General features: G+C 42.8%; 15 protein-coding genes. 9 read left to right on the forward strand and 6 right to left on the reverse strand.

Annotation, left to right across the window (positions count from 1 at the left end; translation table 11 throughout):
* Positions 1-79: 79 nt before the first annotated feature.
* Positions 80-2,701: a phosphoenolpyruvate synthase gene (gene ppsA / locus ACM0OZ_RS14270; protein ID WP_414583479.1), complete on the forward strand. Its 2,622-nt coding sequence runs from the start codon at positions 80-82 to the stop codon at positions 2,699-2,701.
* 60 nt (positions 2,702-2,761) lie between these two features.
* Here ppsA and ACM0OZ_RS14275 read toward each other — a convergent pair whose 3' ends face one another.
* Positions 2,762-2,908: a hypothetical protein gene (locus ACM0OZ_RS14275; protein ID WP_414583480.1), complete on the reverse strand. Its 147-nt coding sequence runs from the start codon at positions 2,906-2,908 to the stop codon at positions 2,762-2,764.
* A 133-nt stretch (positions 2,909-3,041) separates the two neighbouring features.
* On the opposite strand from ACM0OZ_RS14275, the gene ACM0OZ_RS14280 reads away from it, so the two are divergent.
* Positions 3,042-4,472 carry a serine hydrolase gene (locus ACM0OZ_RS14280; protein ID WP_414583481.1) on the forward strand — a complete coding sequence of 477 codons (1,431 nt, stop codon included), beginning with the start codon at positions 3,042-3,044 and terminating at the stop codon, positions 4,470-4,472.
* Between the two features lie 54 nt (positions 4,473-4,526).
* Here ACM0OZ_RS14280 and crtB read toward each other — a convergent pair whose 3' ends face one another.
* Together crtB and ACM0OZ_RS14290 are read right to left on the reverse strand one after the other, a co-directional pair.
* Positions 4,527-5,420 (reverse strand): cyanoexosortase B, encoded by an 894-nt coding sequence (gene crtB, locus ACM0OZ_RS14285; protein WP_414583482.1) that lies wholly within the window; start codon positions 5,418-5,420, stop codon positions 4,527-4,529.
* An 80-nt stretch (positions 5,421-5,500) separates the two neighbouring features.
* The gene (locus ACM0OZ_RS14290) at positions 5,501-6,679 is read right to left on the reverse strand and encodes a DegT/DnrJ/EryC1/StrS family aminotransferase (RefSeq protein ID WP_414583483.1); all 1,179 of its coding nucleotides are present in this window, start codon (positions 6,677-6,679) and stop codon (positions 5,501-5,503) included.
* 845 nt (positions 6,680-7,524) lie between these two features.
* Between ACM0OZ_RS14290 and ACM0OZ_RS14295 the strand changes: the two genes are divergently transcribed.
* Positions 7,525-9,039, forward strand: a complete 1,515-nt coding sequence (locus ACM0OZ_RS14295; protein WP_414583484.1) for a GAF domain-containing protein — start codon at positions 7,525-7,527, stop codon at positions 9,037-9,039.
* 185 nt (positions 9,040-9,224) lie between these two features.
* Positions 9,225-10,649, forward strand: coding sequence for an IctB family putative bicarbonate transporter (locus tag ACM0OZ_RS14300; protein ID WP_414583485.1), 1,425 nt, complete (start codon positions 9,225-9,227; stop codon positions 10,647-10,649).
* Positions 10,650-10,795: 146 nt separating this feature from the next.
* On the opposite strand, the gene ACM0OZ_RS14305 is transcribed toward ACM0OZ_RS14300, so the two are convergent.
* On the reverse strand, positions 10,796-11,098 hold the full coding sequence (locus tag ACM0OZ_RS14305; RefSeq protein ID WP_414583486.1) for a WGxxGxxG family protein: 303 nt from the start codon (positions 11,096-11,098) through the stop codon (positions 10,796-10,798).
* A 411-nt stretch (positions 11,099-11,509) separates the two neighbouring features.
* On the opposite strand from ACM0OZ_RS14305, the gene smpB reads away from it, so the two are divergent.
* The 4 genes from smpB (at position 11,510) to ACM0OZ_RS14325 (ending at position 15,222) form a co-directional block, all read left to right on the forward strand.
* Positions 11,510-11,977: an SsrA-binding protein SmpB gene (gene smpB, locus ACM0OZ_RS14310; protein WP_414583487.1), complete on the forward strand. Its 468-nt coding sequence runs from the start codon at positions 11,510-11,512 to the stop codon at positions 11,975-11,977.
* A gap of 128 nt (positions 11,978-12,105) precedes the next feature.
* Entirely contained in the window at positions 12,106-12,837 is a 732-nt protein-coding gene (locus ACM0OZ_RS14315) for a rhomboid family intramembrane serine protease (RefSeq protein ID WP_414583488.1), read from the forward strand.
* Between the two features lie 160 nt (positions 12,838-12,997).
* On the forward strand, positions 12,998-13,675 hold the full coding sequence (locus tag ACM0OZ_RS14320) for a rhomboid family intramembrane serine protease (protein WP_414583489.1): 678 nt from the start codon (positions 12,998-13,000) through the stop codon (positions 13,673-13,675).
* 419 nt (positions 13,676-14,094) lie between these two features.
* Positions 14,095-15,222: a peptidylprolyl isomerase gene (locus ACM0OZ_RS14325; protein WP_414583490.1), complete on the forward strand. Its 1,128-nt coding sequence runs from the start codon at positions 14,095-14,097 to the stop codon at positions 15,220-15,222.
* Positions 15,223-15,472: 250 nt separating this feature from the next.
* Here the strand turns inward: ACM0OZ_RS14325 and ACM0OZ_RS14330 are convergent, their stop codons facing one another.
* Positions 15,473-15,943, reverse strand: a complete 471-nt coding sequence (locus ACM0OZ_RS14330; protein WP_414583491.1) for a hypothetical protein — start codon at positions 15,941-15,943, stop codon at positions 15,473-15,475.
* Positions 15,944-16,140: 197 nt separating this feature from the next.
* Positions 16,141-16,335, reverse strand: coding sequence for a hypothetical protein (locus ACM0OZ_RS14335; protein WP_414583492.1), 195 nt, complete (start codon positions 16,333-16,335; stop codon positions 16,141-16,143).
* Between the two features lie 346 nt (positions 16,336-16,681).
* Here ACM0OZ_RS14335 and uvrC point away from each other — a divergent pair, with 346 nt between their 5' ends.
* Positions 16,682-18,559 carry an excinuclease ABC subunit UvrC gene (gene uvrC / locus ACM0OZ_RS14340; RefSeq protein ID WP_414583493.1) on the forward strand — a complete coding sequence of 626 codons (1,878 nt, stop codon included), beginning with the start codon at positions 16,682-16,684 and terminating at the stop codon, positions 18,557-18,559.
* The last annotated feature ends 191 nt before the right edge of the window (positions 18,560-18,750 follow it).

Below are 18,750 nucleotides of genomic sequence, written 5' to 3' on the forward strand. Positions count from 1 at the left end.
AAGATCCTGGTTGTGATGCAAAGGCTGTTTGCCGCCGCTGATTGCAACCGTAGTATGAATTGCTAAAGGAGGGAAACTGATGAGTTCATTTGTGCTTTGTTTTCAAGATATTGATAAAACAAAACTCAAGGTTGTTGGGGGTAAAGGCGCGAACCTGGGGGAACTTTCCAAAATTGAAGGAATCCGCGTACCGGAAGGCTTCTGTATTTCTACTGAAGCCTTTAAAAGAATCATTGGGGAAACGTCGTCGATTAACGAATTACTTGATCAGTTATCGCATCTATTGGTAGAAGACCGGGATAAAATCGGTGAACTTAGCGGTGAGATTCGCTGGGTCATTGAAGGGATAGCCATCCCTGAAGACATTAATGAAGAGATCACCCACCACCTCTCCGGGTTTGATGAAAAAAATGCTTATGCAGTACGATCCAGCGCAACTGCGGAGGATTTACCAACCGCCTCTTTTGCAGGTCAGCAGGATACGTATCTGAACATTATCGGAAAAGAGGCAATCTATCAGCATATCAGCAAGTGCTGGGCATCGTTATTTACCGAGAGGGCAGTCATTTACCGCCTGCAAAACGGCTTCGACCACCGTAAAGTCTACCTGTCTGTGGTAGTTCAGAAGATGGTCTTCCCGCAGGCAGCAGGAATCTTGTTTACTGCCGATCCCGTCACTTCTAACCGGAAAGTGTTATCCATTGATGCCAGCTTCGGACTTGGTGAGGCTTTGGTCTCCGGACTGGTGAATGCTGATAACTATAAAGTGCGGAACGGCAAGGTTATCGATAAGAAGATATCCACCAAGAAGCTGGCTATTTACGCCTTAAAAGATGGCGGTACGAAAGAACAGGAGATTTCGCCTGAGAGACAGAACAGGCAAGCGCTGACGGATGAGCAGATTGTACAGCTTGAGCGCATAGGCAGAAAGATCGAAGCACATTTCGGCAGTCCCCAGGACATCGAATGGTGTTTGGTTGATGACACATTTTATATTGTCCAGAGTCGTCCGATCACTACGTTGTACCCGATCCCTGAAGCAAATGATCACGAAGATCACGTCTTTGTTTCTGTCGGTCATAACCAAATGATGACCGATGCGATGAAACCATTGGGATTGTCTTTTTTCCTGTTAACGACCCGGGCACCCATGCACACTGCTGGTGGAAGGTTGTTTGTTGATGTTACAGCTATGCTGGCTTCACCTGTCAGCAGAGAAACTGTAGTAAATGTCACATTGGGAAAATCTGATCCGCTCATGAAAGACGCACTTACAACCATCATAGAGCGGGGAGATTTTATAAAATCGTTACCAGATGATAAAAAAGAATCAGGTGCCGGTAAAAGCAATAAAGGTCGATCGCCTGTGGATTTTCAAACCCTAAACGACTACGACCCAGCGATCGTTTCTGATTTAATCAGGAGTAGTCAAACATCGATAGAAACCTTAAAACAAAACATCCAAACGAAATCAGGATCGGGTCTGTTTGATTTTATCCTGGAAGATATCCAGCAATTAAAGAAGACCAACTCTGATTCACAGAGTTTTGGTGTGATTATGACTGGGATGAATGCTTCCTCATGGATCAATGAAAAAATGAACGAGTGGTTAGGCGAAAAAAACGCAGCAGATACGCTTTCTCAATCAGCACCCAACAATATTACTTCGTCCATGGGTCTGGCACTATTGGATGTTGCCGATGTGATTCGTCCTTACCCGGAAGTCATTGAGTATTTGCAACAGGTAAAAGATGATAACTTCTTGGATGAATTGGTGAAGTTTGAGGGTGGACAGGAAACCCAGGACGCTATCTGTGCTTATCTCAATAAATACGGAATGCGATGTGTCGGGGAAATCGATATTACGAGAACTCGTTGGAGCGAAAAACCAACCACACTTGTCCCTATGATTCTCAGTAACATCAAAAACCTAGAGCCTGGTGCAAGCGATCGGAAATTTGAGCAAGGGCAACAGGAAGCTTTGAACAAAGAACAAGAGTTATTAGATCGATTGAAGCAATTACCGGATGGTGAACAAAAAGCCCAAGAAACAAAACGAATGATCGACCTGATCCGCAATTTCGTCGGTTATCGTGAATATCCAAAATACGGCATAGTTAATCGCTACTTCGTTTATAAGCAGGCTTTACTGAAAGAAGCCGAACAACTTGTACAAGCCAACGTTATTCATGAAAAAGAAGATATATACTATCTGACTTTTGAAGAATTTCGCGAAGTCGTACGCACAAATAAACTTGATTACCAGATTATCAGCAAACGAAAAGACGAGTACAAATTATATGAAAAACTAACTCCCCCACGTGTTATCACGTCTGATGGTGAAATCATTGCAGGTCGGTACAAACGAGAAAATCTCCCTGCCGAAGCTATTATAGGTCTACCTGTTTCCTCCGGAGTTATAGAGGGACGAGCACGTGTCATTTTAAACATGGAAGATGCTGATCTAGAAGATGGAGATATATTAGTCACCTCCTTTACTGACCCTAGCTGGACACCATTGTTTGTATCCATAAAAGGCCTAGTCACCGAAGTTGGTGGACTGATGACCCATGGAGCAGTTATCGCACGTGAATATGGCTTACCAGCAGTTGTCGGAGTAGAAAGTGCTACCAAACTGATCAATGACGGACAGAGAATTCGGGTTAATGGAACGGAAGGCTATGTAGAAATCCTATATTAAATATTGATGACCAGACAGATCACTAAATGTGAAGGTAAAGCCCGCTTCCGTTCTTCATTACTATGTGTGTCTGTGATTGCCCTTGGGCACTGTGCTCCGCGCAATCGCTTGAGAAACTGCTCCTGTTGGAATAGCCGTTTCTAATGCTTTGAGTACCGTACCTGATTCAATCACTGGTAGTTGCGGTGAAAATTTTTTGAGTTGCATTCTTACTCAGTACACTCCAGGGCTAACCCTCAGTTTATCTGGTTTTTGGCTTAACCGAAGCGTATTGGGCGATGCTCCATCTTAGGATCTTAGGGTAGCTGTAGCGATCGCGTAGGAGGCGTGAAAAGTTACTATGCAAGGTCTGAGAGAATTTATCAATGAGGCGATGCAAGAGTGGAAAGTACCTGGGCTGGCGATCGCCATCATTAAAGATAGCCAAATAATTTTTTGTGAAGGCTTTGGCAAGCGAGATGTAGAACAAAATCTCAGTGTTACACCACAAACTCTCTTTGCGATTGCTTCTTGTACGAAACCCTTTACGACAATGGCGATGAGTATCCTAGTAGAAAGGGGTCTTTTAGACTGGGATAAACCTGTCAGAAATTATCTGCCCACTTTCAAACTTTATGACTCTTATGCAACTGAACATATCACACCCCGTGACCTCGTGACTCATCGGTCTGGTTTACCCCGTCATGATGCTGTGTTGTTTCAAAGTCCCTTCACCCGTAAAGAAATAATAGATCGCTTACAATATCTCGAACCCACTCACGAATTGCGTACTGTTTTTCAGTATCAAAATTTGATGTACATGACCGCTGGTTACTTGGTTGGTGAAATTACCGAGAGTAGCTGGGAAGAATTTGTGCAACAAGAAATTTTTAATCCTTTAGAAATGAGAGACAGTAATTTGTCTGTAGAGAAATCCCAAAAAGCTGCTGACTTTGCACTTCCTTATGCAGAAAAAGACGACAAAGTTGACAGATTACCCTTTTGTAATGTCGATGTTAGTGGTCCAGCAGGTTCGATAAATTCCAACGTTACTGATATGGCTAAGTGGCTTTTACTCCATCTTAATCAGGGTAAGTATGGCGATAAACAAATTATTTCACCAAGTCATCTGCAAGAGATGCACTCTCCACAAGTCGTGATGACTCAAACACTAGAATATAATGAACTTTTTTATTATTTTTATGGTTTAGGATGGGCGATTACCTCTTACCGAGGTCATAATTTAATTCAGCATGGCGGTAATATTAATGGATTTTCTGCACGGACAACTGTACTACCTCAAGACAATATTGGTATAGTGGTTTTGACTAATATGGATCAAAATCCAGTCATAAATACTGTGACTTATTATGTATGCGATCGCTTGCTCGGTCTAGACGAAGCTCTTTGGAATGAACGAATGCAGGAAAAATATGCTCAAGCCAAAGAAGCTACTGCAAAAGCTAAAGAGCAAATCACTTCAGATCGTAAAACTCCAACCCAGCCTTCTCATCCTCTAGAAGATTACACAGGCTATTATGAGCATCCAGCATACGGAATCTTATCAGTTGAAATTCATGATAATCGTTTAACAGCAACTCATAATTCAAATATTTTTAAATTAGAACACTACCACTTTGACATTTTTGTTGAATATGAGTTATTTGAGCAACCAAAACTTATATCTTTCTTAACTGATACCAAAGGCAATATTAGTAGCCTGAGCGTTCCCCTAGAGCCAACTGTGAAAGAGATTTTATTTACCCGGATGCTTGAAAGCAGATCTCGTTAAACGTAGGACGTATGTCCGGAAATATGCAGCAATATCAAAATTCACCTCAATTGCCTATGCTTCACCTTCGTGTTGAGTTTCTGAAACTTCTGAAAAATATGCATCAATCCAATTAAGAACAGGTATTAATAAAAGCAGCATAATCGCAGAATACACATCACCACCCCAACTATCATGCAGCCAATGAAAAGCCCCCTCTTGTCCTGTCCCATGAAAGAACGAGAGTAATGTGTTGCGAACAATATTAGCGGAAATACTCATTAAAACTGCAATAGATAAAAACCAGATACTTTTGCGGCGGGAAGACAAAGCACCCGTCCAATAAAGTAGCATCAAGCCAACGTAGAGAGTCGTGAATAGCATCTTTAACCCTGCACAGTAAGGCGCAACTTCTACAATCCTTCCTCCGACATATATATTTATCCCATCCACAATAACTTGCATCCCAATCTGAGTGAGTATAAATCCAGCAGTAGCGGCGATGAAACTTTGCAGGGGTAACGTGTAGGGAGTGATCAGATATGGAACGGAGGTAGGTGTTGCTAAAAGCACTAGTACCAGAGGAAATCCTTGCAATTTGAAGCCAGGAATTCCTTTAAGCCACAGGCACAATCCTGCCAGTATAGCTGGAAAGGAAATGTTTACCCACTCGCTGACACCGCTTAGATAAAAAATTCCCCCCACTACTAACAACGCAGCGCCCAAGGGATGGGAAATATTTGGCAGTCTTTGCCACTTTTTTCGGTTTAGCCAGCATAAATAGGCAGCGAACGGTAGACCAATAATACCGTGGCTAAAATATTCGTGTTCTATACTGATACTTTTTTTTACCCAACCGTCCCACCAGTACAGTAGCAGAGGAGCATAAAGCAGTACCAAAATACCTAATAGAGCTAGACTCATCAACTGTGAAGAATTTGTATTTTTAAGCTGACGCTGAATTTGCATGGCTTTATTTAGTAATAAATTATGAATAAAGAACTATGAATTATTAGTATGACTTTAATTCATAATTCAGTATTTCTGAGTCATAAATTTTTCAAATGCAGAGCAAATGCATGTTGTTCAGCACTGAGGCTTGATGCAATTGCTGCAACCACTTCCTTGACTTGGCTATGACTCAAACCAGGATACATAGGTAAAGATAATATTTGCTTCGCCAGCATTTCAGCATTGGGAAAGTCTCCGACTTGATAGCCTAGGTGGCTGAATGCTGGTTGGAGATGACAAGGAATTGGGTAGTGAACACCAGTTTGAATTCCTGCGGCTGTGAGTTCTTCTTGGAGTTGTTGACGTTGTACGGCACAAGAATCATCGACTTTGATCACATAAAGATGATAAATGTGTCCCTCGCCGCTGTGGTTTTGTATGGGAGTTATCCCGCTTGATGCTAAGGGCGCTAGTTCAATATTATACTGCTCGGCAGCATTAAAGCGATCGCGATTCCACTGTGGCAGATACGGTAATTTCTGCTGCAACACCGCTGCTTGCATTGTATCTAAACGGCTGTTGGTACCCTCTTCAACGTGAATATATTTTTGAGCCGCGCCGTAATTCCGCAAGCGTAACATTTTTTGGGCGACATCTGGATCTTGCGTGAGTAACATCCCTCCATCGCCAAATGCCCCTAAATTCTTGCTGGGATAGAAACTAAAAGCTGCTGCAATTCCCACTGAACCAGCGCGATATCCTTCGCGTTCGGCTAGGTGTGCTTGTGCGGCATCTTCAAAAATTAGCACTTTGTAAGTGTCAGCAAAGTCTAACAACTCGCGTGGTGATACCATTTGACCGTAAAGATGCACGGGAAGAATCGCTTTGGTTTGAGGCGTCACTGCCCGCGCCGCCGCCTGCAAATCAATTAAAGCTGTTTGTGGATCGCAATCGACAAAAACCGGCTTTGCCCCTGCACGTATCACCCCAATCAATGTAGCAACAAAGGTGTTTGCTGGTAAAATAACCTCATCTCCAGGACCAATCTGACACGCTTGTAAACCAAGAGCGATCGCATCAGTTCCCGAGGCAACACCAACGCCATATTCTACACCAGAAGCTGCTGCAAAAGCTGCCTCAAAATCTTTCAGTGCTTGCCCTAAAACAAAATCTCCCCGTTCGATTACAGCCTGGACTGCCTGTTGTAGCTCAGTTTGAATTGGTTGGTGCTGTAACTTCAGGTCTACAAAAGGAACCCTAATCGTCATATTATTCATTCTTAGGCAAGCCCCTAGTATTTCATCTTAGAAATGCTATTTTTTTAGCAGTTAATCCATTCTTGACTGAATACTATAGTTTGGGCAAATCTTCCTTATGAAGAAACAGTAAATTTTTTATTAAAATTATTTATAGTTGACATTTTTTTAGATTTTTATGAATAAACAGTTGTTTTTACCTGAGATTTTGACAAATTCAATATATAAAATTTACGAAACTAGAGCTATTCATTTTTGAATCAGTAGTCATTAGTCATTATTTTTTTAGTACATACCTCGCTCTTGGTGGGCGAAAAAACAAAGATTTTCAACTGCTTTAAACCACGCTTTCTTGTGGACATGGTTTACTCATGACTAGACCTGTTGCATAAATCTTATTTTGTCTGGCGTACACTCTAGACGTAAAGAAAAACACTAAGAAGCGGTTCTCAATTGTATGCATTAGATGATAAAGGCACGGCAATGCCCTGGTTTAGTATAAAAACATCAAAATCAGACTGATATTTCTGAAATCAGTAGCGTTGTGACTTGTTGTACTGCAGTCTTCGCTCCTAATAGAAAATTATTACCTACGCTGTTGTGGACTTTTTTACTACCTGCACCAGTTGTAAGTACAACGCTCAGTCATTGCAGATAGCGATTCAACACGACTTAATCATTTGGTGAAATAGAGGAAGCTAGAGGGTGGTGTTTTCCGTGACATCCCAAGACTTACGAGAGAAAAAATTTTTACTTCTGGCTTGTTCATTTAAGACAAAATTAGGGAATCTTAAGGATAGCAAATAACCGATCAACAGTGGTTATATAAATTACTGTAGCCAGAGAATATTAAGGTAGCGATCGCAATGGTAGATCCTGAGAACAAATTGTTTGCCCTAAAGGACGACTGGGTTTCCCAGGAAACGAGAGAACGACAACGTCTCAAGGTATTGTCAGATTTGGGTTTACGTCAACCAGAAACAATTCCAGTTTTTGAAGAAGCTACTCAAACTGCTGCCCATTTCTTAGAAGCGCCAATTTGCATTTTGGGATTCGTGGATCAAGAACGCCACTGGTTCAAATCATCTGTAGGTTTATCCAAGCTACGGGGAGGAATCATGAATCAGCTGGCACAAAGCCGTGAACTGTCACGCCAAGAATCCTTTTGCACTAAGGTAGTAGAGAGTTTGCAACCTTTCGTCATTAATGATACAGACACATTGACTGGTGCATCTGCTTACAGCAAGTTGATTGAGGATTATGGCATTCGCTCTTACTTAGGAGTGCCATTGTTTGATGCTTTTGGGTATTGTTTAGGTGCATTGGCAGTCATGGATACAAAACCACGCGATTTTACAAATAGAGACATTGAGTTTTTACAAATCATTGCTCGTTGGAGCATGAGCGAATTTGAGCGTAACCGTCTGTTGCAAGCAATTCCGAGTAGCACCATCCCCAAGAGTGCTTCTAACGAGCCACAGAAAGATGTTATCAATAGTACTGAAATCAAAATCAGTCCATCTATTTTACAAAAAGATTTAGTTCCTACCAACCAACTGAAATTGGAACTGTTAGGACAACTTATTCAAGAGTTGCGTACCCCTTTAACATCGGTGTTAGGCATGGCAAGTGTTTTAGGGCGTGAGATTTACGGTCCCTTAACAACGAAGCAAAGAGAATATCTAGAGATTATTCAACACAGTGGTCGGTACTTACTTTCGTTGGTTAACGAAATTTCTGAACTGGGGACAATGGATGAAAACCCCACAGAACTGAATCTAGTTCCTGTAGATATTGAAATGCTGTGTCAACAAGCTATCAATACCTTAGAAGAAGCAGCCCACCGTCGTGAGCAGGATATTCGCCTATCTGTAGAACCAGTGCGCAATCGCATTTGCTCGTTAGATAAAGACAAGGTGCGACAAATCTTATATCACCTAGTTTTTAGCGTGATTCAACTTTCTGCTACAGGTAGTGTTGTTCGGATTCATGTTTCTTCCAAAGACGATACGCTAAACATCACAGTTTGGGTATCACATCCTTGGCTGGGGGACGGTATGACAGAAATTGACCCCTACTTTCGCCTGAGCAATACACTACCAATGCTAAAGCTTATAGGTGCTATCCCAACTCATAAAGGTCATGCGGACAACCAAGAGCAAGCAGGGGACTTATCAGTCGTATTGGATAACTCAAGCGTAAATTCAAATCAGCCGCATGGTAATTTTTCTCGTGAAAGCTTGGGTCTTTTGCTCAGCTGCCATCTAGCAGAGTTGCATAATGGACAAATTGTTATTCAAGGGTCATCAGAATCAGGATATCGTTATGTGCTGAGTTTGCCACTGGATTTAGACGTAGCAGAAGCGCCTAGCGATACCTAACTCCGGTTTGCTTGCGTTGACGCCCAACTAAAAACGATTATTCAAATCATAGGCAATGGCTCTGATGGCAATGAGCAACGAGTGAATAATAAGAAGCTATCTGCGGTGTGAACTTTTTAGAAGACCCGGATTATGATTAAGTCCAAGTTCTACGCGGGAGTGCTAATTCATCACAGCTTAGTATTATGAATTTAGTTTGGCAACGATTCACTTTATCCTATCTGCCTCTAAGACAATATCTTGCCACGAGTTACCTGCACCGCTCTCTAGTAGGGCTGTTGCATTCCTGGCGGCAAAGCAGCCTATTGATGCAATGGGGAGAGACAATAGCGGCTATTTTGCTCACCCTGATCTATGGTCTTGCACCTTTTGTAGCCAATGAGCTATTGGGATTGATATTGCTTGGTTGTGCAGCATTTTGGCTGCTGTTAACTTTATCAGATGAAACAACAGCCAATGCTCGAAGTGTTACCCCCATTCACTTACTGGTCTTGCTTTATTGGGGAATTGCTTGCGTAGCGACAGCGTTGTCACCTGTGAAGAAGGCGGCGTTTACAGACTTGCGAAATTTCACACTGTATTTGCTACTGTTTGCCCTTTGTGCTAGGGTTCTCACCTCACCGCGCTTTCGATCTTGGTTGATTACGCTGTACTTGCACATATCCCTAATTGTGAGCGTATATGGGTTGCGGCAATGGTTTTTTGGAGCGCCAGCGCTGGCTACTTGGGTTGATCCAGAATCTCCTCTGTCAAAGTCAACGAGGGTTTACAGTTATTTGGGCAATCCCAACTTGCTGGCTGGATATCTTCTACCTGCGGTGGTTTTAAGTGCAGTCGCAATTTTTGCTTGGCAAAGCTGGTGGAAGAAAGCTTTAGCATTAACAATGCTATTTGTCAATGCTTCTTGTCTGTATCTGACTTCAAGCCGTGGTGGCTGGATTGGGTTGGTAGTTGCAACTCTAACCTTACTTACGTTGCTTTACTACTGGTGGAGTGTGCAAATGCCTCCTTTCTGGCGCACTTGGTCACTGTGGCTTATTTTAGGAAGTTTGTTTGGGTTATTGTTTGTTGCAATAGTATTTGTTGAGCCAGTACGTGAACGTTTCTTCAGTATTTTTAGTGGCAAAGGTGATAGCAGTAGTAAATTTCGCACGAATGTTTGGAATGCTGCTTTCAAGATGGTTCAGGATTACCCGATAACTGGTATAGGACCGGGTCACAACGCTTTTAATAAAGTTTACCCGCTGTACCAACTCCCCCGTTATAACGCTTTGAGTGCCTATTCAGTTTTCTTGGAGGTGACTGTAGAAACTGGATTTATTGGTTTAGCCTGTTTCTTGTGGTTGCTCATCGTAACATTTAATACAGCTTTTCTCCAACTGCAGCGGTTACGAGAACTCAAAAGTGTAGAAGGATTTTGGCTGATTGGGGCGATCGCCTCTTTAGCTGGTATGCTTGGTCACGGCTTGGTTGATACCGTTTGGTATCGCCCTGAAGTGAACACCGTATGGTGGCTGCTGGTTGCCTTAATTGCCAGCTATTACAAATCTTTACCGCTAAATCGAACCAGAGAATTCAATTCGCCTAATTCAGAACCTACAGCGAGCTAATTCTTGTCTAAAGAGTTGAGGATAGTCTTTACAACACCAGACCATCCTTGCTCAATGGAGTTAAATAAGCCTTAGATATACAGTCTAAGGCTTTGTGTGTTTTCATTGTTCCATTCTTTTTACATACACCTTAGACACACACTCAATTATTCTCTGTAGCCAGTTGTTCCAACGGCATTGGGGTCACGATAGCGAGTAGCTTCTTCGCGGCGTTTGCCAGCCAAACCACCTAAACCAAGTAAACCAAGTAATCCCAACCAACCCCAATCAAAACCATCATCACCACGATAGTTTGTATTTGTTGTGTCAGTTGTGGTGGTACCACCAGTGGTCGTTCCGGTCGTTCCGGTGTCACCAGTATTGGTTTGTGCCGAAGCAGGTACGGGTAAAACAGCCATACTTAAACCGATAACACTAGCACCAATAGCTGCTGTTAATTGACGTTTCATAATTTAACTTCCTCAACCTTTAACTTTTCACTCATCAATTTACCCATTCCATAGCTCAACAAAATCATCCCGTGGCTATAAAATAAGCACTATCTCAAGTCACGCTCAAGATATACAAAATTATCTCAACCTTTTCAAAAGTACGATGCTATCTCTATAGAGAATTATTTTTTATTTGTTATTAACAACGATTGATTGGATAAATAAAAAGATAGATGACCGAAAATAAGCAATCAGTAATAAAAAAGATTAATTAAGAATACAAACAAGCTAAAACAGTATAAAAAAGCTAAATTAGAAGGATAAAGCTAATATTCACAGAAACATTGGTGCTAATTTAACATTCCCATCTATACCCCCAAACTACCCTATACTATTTCTTTTGACACATATACCTACGCCAAATTATCAATGAGTGACAAGAACGAAGGTTACAAAGTTGTTAGCGACAATCGTCAAGCCCGTTATTTATACGAAATCCTCGAAACCTACGAAGCTGGAATTCAGTTGACAGGAACCGAGGTTAAGTCAATTCGTGCAGGTAAGGCTAATCTCCAAGATGGGTATGCCTTAATCCGTGATGGAGAAATATGGCTAATTAACGCGCATATCTCGCCGTACACTGCGAGTGGGCAGTATTTCAACCATGAACCGCGCCGCACACGCAAGCTGCTGCTGCACCGCGAGCAAATTCGTAAGCTGATAGGCAAAGTAGAACAGCAGGGTTTGACTTTAGTACCCTTGAAGATGTATCTCAAGCGCGGCTGGGTAAAAGTCAGTATAGCTCTTGCCAAAGGTAAAAAAGTCCATGACAAGCGCGAAGACATCAAACGACGCCAAGATCAGCGTGAGATGCAACGGGCGATGAAGAATTATTAAGCACTTGTTCATTGTTAACTGTTCACTGATTACTGTTAACTGTGCTAAATACCTCCACAGGTTAGAAGAAACAACACGAAAAATTAGGTACTGTGAGGCTGGTTCCTCAAAAATCGGAAAAAACGCCTGTGGTTCCTATCAGAGATGATAATCCTACGACAATCACGCCCTACGTCACTTATGGGCTGATTGCCGTCAATGTTTTAGCTTTTCTTTACGAAGCCAATCTACCTCCGCAACAATTAGATGGATTTTTACACCTTGCGGCTGTTGTGCCGCGAGAACTGAGTGCCAGCTTCGCGGGAATTTCAGTTCATCAGCCAGTACCAGAATGGGTGACTTTGATTACTTCCCAGTTTTTGCACGGCGGTTTACTGCACCTAGGTGGTAATATGTTGTTCCTGTGGATTTTTGGTAACAACGTAGAAGACAAATTGGGTCATGTCAAATATTTGTTTTTCTATATAAGTTGTGGTGTTTTGGCATCACTGGCGCAGTGGTACTTTTCACAGAATTCTTCAATTCCTTCGTTGGGGGCTAGTGGTGCGATCGCCGGCGTGTTAGGGGCATACATTCTCCGGTTTCCCCAAGCAGAAATTCTCGGCGTTATTCCCCTAGGGTTTTTCTTCCCCACATTCCGTGTCCCAGCGTACTTGTTTCTTGGGTTTTGGTTTCTTGAGCAAGCTTTCTACGGAGTCGCCAGTCTAGAAACACCTACTAATATTGGCATGGAAAGCGGCGGTATCGCCTACTGGGCGCATGCAGGTGGTTTTGTATTTGGGGCACTTCTTGGTCCATTGCTGGGGTTATTTAGCGACAAAGCAAGGGAAGAAGTTTGGTACGGTAACTACAGCAGATAGTACAAAGCAAGTGCCACGAATAAGGCTGGCACTTCTTATGATGTTTGCCAAATACAGGTTTCTTATGGCAGCTTACAGCAGTAGGTGAAATTCCTTTTATTCAACAACTGCCAGCCTCACAGGATATATTGCAGTTAATTAGTAATGAGGAAAAACACCTGTGTTTCCGCTATATGACGAAAACCCAACACGAATCACCCCGTTTATTACCTACGGGTTGATTGGCATGAACATTTTAGTTTTTTTTCATGAAGTTAGTCTATCAGGTGGACAATTAGATCAGTTTTTACGGCTGTATGCAGTAGTGCCACGAGAGTTAACCAACAACTTGCCTGGAGAGTGGACGACTTTATTTACGTCGCAATTCTTACACGGTGGTTGGTGGCACCTAATTTCAAATATGGTGTTTCTATGGATTTTTGGCAACAATATTGAAGACCGTTTGGGTCATTTTAAATACATAATTTTTTATCTCAGTTGTGGTGCCTTAGCAGCTTTATGCCAGTGGGTGATAGGTATCAATTCTGCGATTCCATCGTTAGGGGCAAGTGGTGCTATTTCTGGAGTTCTGGGTGCTTACATCATTCGCTTTCCCGATGCAAGAGTGATGTCATTAATATTTTTAGGTATTTTTATTACCACAATTAGAGTTCCTGCACTGCTTCTGATTGGGGTTTTCTTTGTCCAAAATGTCATCTCTGGTCTTGCCAACCTACAAGCAGCCGCTAACATGAGTGTGGAGACGGGCGGAGTTGCTTATTGGGCGCATATCGGCGGTTTTGTTTTTGGTGTGATTCTCGGTCCGTTGTTGGGGTTATTTAGGCGCGACGACTATTAGGCAATTGAGGAAAAGACGCAGAGTCATGCGTAGCATAAATCTGCCTTGAGAGTCTAGTTTTATTGATTGTTGTGAGCGATCGCGTCTAGCACTGCGCTTTAGGCGATCGCTTATGAAGATTGCAAAAGTCAATTGCAGGAAAATTAAACCACAGATGGACACAGATGGACACAGATGATTAACTAGTGTTCATCGGTGTGGATCTGTGGTTAGAAATATCGATGGATCATACTTTTTTTTAATTACGACTAGATCAGGACTTACGCAAAAACTCTCTCAAACTCTTATCTCTTCGTGTCCTTCGCGTCCTTTGCGGTTCGTTTTTTCATTAATTTGCGTAAGTCCTATGGATATGAAGGCGAAAGTGCTTCCTGTACTGTGGGAAGATTATTGTTGGGTTACGCCCAGTCAATAGTTTGATGCTGCATTTGAGCCATCGCATGTTCAAGATATTTAAATCCTGGTTGAATAACAGCCTAATTGCACTGCTGCTGGTAACTCTATTTTTAGGAATAAGTACAGCTGGATGGACTCCCTCTAGTAGCGCCGCGCTACCAGCTGGGAATGCTATTACTGACGGTAATGCTCTACTGCGGTATGCACTCCCTATAGATAATAAACCTGTACGGCAACTGCAAGCTTCTTTAGAGGACATTGCCACCCAATTGCGGGCAAATCGACGTTGGGGTGCTGTTTCCAAAGACCTCAGCAAAGCATCTCGGATTCTCGATAAACCCTCTCAACTTCTAGCAGGTGTTCCAAAAGAACGCCAACCTCAAGCTGAAGCTTTGATTGCTGAGTTGAAATCCGGTGTGAATGAGTTGCAAGAGGTGGTGAAAACAAAAGATAAAGAACAAGTTCGGGATCAACGTGCCAAATTGCTGAGTTTGGTTAGCCAACTTGAAGAGTCAATGGTGACGGAATTTCCTTTTGAAGTCCCAGCCGAATACAGCAATTTACCACAACTTAAAGGTCGTGCGACTGTAAAGGTGAAAACTAACAAAGGCGACCTTACTGTTGTTGTTGACGGATACAGCGCCCCTGTAACTGCTGGAAATTTTGTTGATTTGGTGCAACGGGGTTTTTATGACGGCTTAGAATTCACCCGTTCTGAAGAATCGTACGTCTTGCAAACTGGAGATCCACCAGGCAAAGATGTGGGTTTTATTGACCCAAAAACAGGTAAATACCGCGCTATTCCGCTAGAAGTACTGGCACAAGGTGATAAAAAACCTACTTACGGTATCACTTTAGAGGATGCTGGTCGTTACACTGATTTACCAGTTCTGCCTTTCTCTGCTTTTGGTGCTTTGGCGCTAGCACGTCCTGAACGTGACGTAAATGGCGGTTCTTCACAAGTCTTCTTCTTCTTGTTTGAACCGGAACTCACACCAGCAGGACGCAACTTGTTGGATGGTCGCTACTCTGTTTTTGGTTATCTCACTGAAGGAAAAGAAGTTTTGGATGAACTGAAGGCGGGTGACAAAATTGAATCCGCAAAAGTCATTCAAGGATTAGAAAATTTAGTTGAGCCGAATGTGGCATAGTGCCATGAGTTGTAGAGACGTGCCATGGCACGTCTCTACATTGCTATAGAATCCGAGTTTCAGGCGTTTGAACATTAGACTTCTTGTATTCATTCCAAAAAAAAGAATAATTAACCACAGATGGACAACGGACACTTGCTATCTCCTGCGGAGACGCTACGCGAACAACGGGGGGAACCCCCAAGGGCGCAGTGTCCTCCAGATGGACACAGATGGAATCTACTGATGCAATCTTGTCTATTGAAAATATTTACCAATCTTCTAATGTCACTGGCTCGCCTTTGTAACCAACTGCTTTTAATGCGGCATTAAAGCGTTCCAGTCCAATCTTTCTAATGTCATCAACCATCTCGCCTAACATCATGTAACCAAGTTTGTCTCCTTGGTCATCTAACTTTTGAGCCTCTATGTAGGAACGCGCTAGTTTACGTGCTTCGGTATCTTTGAGCGCATCTTTAGAGTCACTTACTGGCTCGATACCTTTAGATCTAAGGAATGCAACAATCCCCTTGTGATTCCACAGGTAGTAGGGCTTGCCTTGCTTAGCTTCAATTCTCTGGAAAAGTCCGTTGGCTACCGGTGTTGGTTCGCCGTCAGAATCGCGCAAGCCATGTTCTTTAAGAAGTTTTCCAAAAGCAACGGCTGATTTACCAAATTCAGTCCCAAGTTCGGTTAGCGTTCTCCACTCTGAGCGAAAGTTTTTCTTTGATTTTTTAGTCATTGTTTTGTCCTATTGTTGTTAGTAAATATTGCTGAAGACTTTATCCAGTTTAAGTTTAGCCTGGCAAGAAAAGAAATTTAGTAGCACGCGCTTCGCGCTAGTCGTCAACCTCTACGGCGTCATCACTAATAGGTTGAAGCTCGCTGTCTGGGTTGAGGCAGTTGCTGTCGAAGAAGAGTTTATATAGCAATTTTATTTCATTGAAAGCGACGCTCAACTCCATCCCGCAAGTGGCGTGGAGAGGGATAGTCGCCCCGTCGCTTGGGCACAGGGCATAGGGCATTGGTAGCTTCTTCCCCATGCCCCATGCCCGATTCCCCATGCCCAAAAACTCCCCAAGCGCAAGTGGCGTGGAGTTTTTCATTTGTGTGAAGTGCCTGCGCTAAGCGCATAAATTGACTTGATTCAGAACCCCGACTTCTTAAAGAAGTCGGGGTTCTTGTTTTTTAACAAATCATTTAAAGGTTCTATATTAATTGTTTGTAATAATGATTATTTTGATTTTTTAATATCCTCGAACAGCATGACAATAAATTTAAACATATGGGATGCCCCTTATGAAGGGTGTAGAGAAATATCGCATAGAAGGTGTGGTATTCTGCCCTAATTAACTGTTGACTTATAAAAAAATAAAGGTATGTCCCGATTGATTGGAAAAATCTGAAATCAAGGCAAAATAACAGTAATTTTTATTAAAATAGATATAGGTAAAAAATGTAAAATTACCAAACACTGGTTGTGACAACATCCGCTCAAACCGTACCACTTGTTAAAGAACCTGAACGCCTAGAGCGCCGACTACAAGAAATTCCGCCGGAACCGGGAGTTTATTTGATGCGAGATGGGAGCGATCGCATCATATATATAGGTAAATCGCGGAAGTTGCGATCGCGTGTTCGTTCTTATTTCCGAGACTCCCAAAGACTCAGCGAACGTATCGCCACAATGGTTAAGCAGGTGACAGAAATCGAATTCATTGTCACCGATACCGAAACCGAAGCTTTGGCGCTGGAAGCTAATCTGATCAAGCAGCACCAGCCATACTTCAACGTCCTACTTAAAGACGATAAAAAATATCCTTACGTCTGTATTACTTGGTCAGAAGATTATCCACGTATTTTTATCACTCGTAAACGTCAACTCGGTAAAGAAAAAGATAAATTCTACGGACCTTATACCGATTCTCGCCTACTGCGGGAGATATTGCGCTTGTGCAAGCGTATCTTTCCTTTGCGACAACGTCCTCAACCGTTATTTAAAGACCGTCCTTGTTTGAATTACGATTTGGGACGCTGTCCAGGTGTCTGTCAAAAGCTGATTTCACCAGAAGAATACCGCAAAATCGTCCAAAAAATAGCGATGGTTTTCCAAGGTCGAAGTCAGGAACTGATAGATATCTTAGCCGAGCAAATGCACAAATCAGCAGAAGCACTGAACTTTGAGTCAGCAGCGCGGATTCGTGACCAAATTGCTGGATTAAAGTCGCTCAATGCTGACCAAAAAGTGTCTTTACCAGATGATACAGTTTCCCGTGATGCGATCGCACTCTTCTCAGACGAACAACTCGCCTGCATTCAATTATTCCAGATTCGCGCTGGACAATTGGTAGGACGCCTTGCTTTTGTCGCAGATGCTCATGCTGAACCTGGTGCTATCTTACAACGAGTGTTGGAAGAGCATTATCAAACTGCTGACTCGGTAGAAATTCCCACAGAAATTTTGGTACAGCACGAATTACCTGATGGGGAGATACTCGCAGATGTCTTGACTGGGCGTAAGGGACGAAAAGTGACCATTTTGGCTCCCCAGCGACAAACTAAGGCAGAATTAATTGAGATGGTGGAACGTAATGCTCAATATGAATTGCAACGAATGCAAAAATTGGGCGATCGCAACCAAGAAGCGATGCAAGATTTAGCCGCCATTGTCGATTTACCCGAGTTACCCCACCGAATCGAAGGTTACGACATTTCCCATATCCAAGGGTCAAATGCAGTCGCTTCCCAAGTCGTGTTTATTGACGGTTTACCCGCCAAGCAGCACTATCGCCACTACAAAATTAAAAATCCCACAGTCACAACAGGACACTCAGACGATTTTGCCAGTCTCGCCGAAGTTATTGGGCGTCGCTTTCGCAAATATGCCGAAGATCCACAACTACCGCGAGTAGGAAATCCCGATTGGCCTGACCTTGTCATGATAGATGGTGGTAAAGGACAGTTGTCATCTGTTGTCGCAGTCTTGCAAGAAATGAATTTATTGGAAGATTTGCGAGTTGTGAGTTTGGCAAAACGGCGAGAAGAAATCTTTTTACCAGGAGAGTCCGAACCGCTAGAAACTGACGCAGAACAACCCGGAGTGCAACTTTTGCGGCGTTTGCGAGATGAGGCGCATCGGTTCGCTGTGAGTTTTCACAGACAGCAGCGCAGTGATAAATTAAAGCGATCGCGTTTAGATGAAATTTCTGGTTTGGGACACCATCGACAAAAGCAGCTTTTAGGGCATTTTCGCTCTGTTGATTATATTCGGCAAGCAACACCCGCACAAATCGCTGAAGTTCCGGGTATTGGTCCACGTTTGGCTCAAGATATCTACGATTATTTCCATCCGTCTTGAGGTACTGACGCACGTCAAGCGCACCCCTGCGACACTTGCGTGCGCGAAGCAATCGCTTTAACCCCAAACGTCTGGTTTGTAGTTTATGCAAACGAAAAGCGCTGTATTTGAGAGTTGCACAGATCAAGTAGGCGGTTGTATCCACTGACGAAAATCCACCAAGTCGTGCGGTTTTCACTTGTCTGATTTAA

Origin of the sequence: Scytonema sp. PCC 10023, from assembly GCF_963920835.1 — a bacterium.
Taxonomy (GTDB): domain Bacteria; phylum Cyanobacteriota; class Cyanobacteriia; order Cyanobacteriales; family Nostocaceae; genus Kalymmatonema.

Bases quoted from the DNA above. Each gene is read 5' to 3' on its own strand.
- ACM0OZ_RS14275 (WP_414583480.1), bottom strand. From the start codon at position 2,908: ATGCAACTCAAAAAATTTTCACCGCAACTACCAGTGATTGAATCAGGT.
- ACM0OZ_RS14325 (WP_414583490.1), top strand. From the start codon at position 14,095: ATGCTGCATTTGAGCCATCGCATGTTCAAGATATTTAAATCCTGGTTG.
- ACM0OZ_RS14290 (WP_414583483.1), bottom strand. From the start codon at position 6,679: ATGAATAATATGACGATTAGGGTTCCTTTTGTAGACCTGAAGTTACAG.
- ACM0OZ_RS14335 (WP_414583492.1), bottom strand. From the start codon at position 16,335: ATGCGCTTAGCGCAGGCACTTCACACAAATGAAAAACTCCACGCCACT.
- ACM0OZ_RS14305 (WP_414583486.1), bottom strand. From the start codon at position 11,098: ATGAAACGTCAATTAACAGCAGCTATTGGTGCTAGTGTTATCGGTTTA.
- crtB (WP_414583482.1), bottom strand. From the start codon at position 5,420: ATGCAAATTCAGCGTCAGCTTAAAAATACAAATTCTTCACAGTTGATG.
- smpB (WP_414583487.1), top strand. From the start codon at position 11,510: ATGAGTGACAAGAACGAAGGTTACAAAGTTGTTAGCGACAATCGTCAA.
- ACM0OZ_RS14295 (WP_414583484.1), top strand. From the start codon at position 7,525: ATGGTAGATCCTGAGAACAAATTGTTTGCCCTAAAGGACGACTGGGTT.
- ACM0OZ_RS14330 (WP_414583491.1), bottom strand. From the start codon at position 15,943: ATGACTAAAAAATCAAAGAAAAACTTTCGCTCAGAGTGGAGAACGCTA.
- ACM0OZ_RS14280 (WP_414583481.1), top strand. From the start codon at position 3,042: ATGCAAGGTCTGAGAGAATTTATCAATGAGGCGATGCAAGAGTGGAAA.
- ppsA (WP_414583479.1), top strand. From the start codon at position 80: ATGAGTTCATTTGTGCTTTGTTTTCAAGATATTGATAAAACAAAACTC.
- ACM0OZ_RS14300 (WP_414583485.1), top strand. From the start codon at position 9,225: ATGAATTTAGTTTGGCAACGATTCACTTTATCCTATCTGCCTCTAAGA.